The 225-nt window shown below is 60.9% G+C and carries 1 protein-coding gene; it reads right to left on the reverse strand.

Going from position 1 to position 225, the window contains the following annotated elements; genetic code table 11:
* On the reverse strand, nucleotides 1-225 hold a 225-nt coding region (locus ACFWW2_RS01350), incomplete at both ends, for a transposase (RefSeq protein ID WP_393925563.1).

The following is a 225-nucleotide window of genomic DNA, read 5'->3' on the forward strand; positions in this document are numbered from 1 at the left end:
CCGCGTGCTGAGATCGCGACGTTGCCAGCGGTCATACTCATCCCACCAGTCGGCCTTGAGCCAGGATATCGTCGTCGAAGACAGACCCGCCGCGTTGGGCCCCAGCAAAGCGGCCAGCGCTTCGTGGAAATCGCCCGTGGAAATGCCTTTGAGGTACAACCAGGGCAACAGCTCTTCGATGGACTTGGCCTTGCGCAGATAGGGCGGCAGAATGGATGACGCGAA

The organism is Yoonia sp. R2-816, from assembly GCF_046762905.1.
Lineage (GTDB): Bacteria > Pseudomonadota > Alphaproteobacteria > Rhodobacterales > Rhodobacteraceae > Yoonia.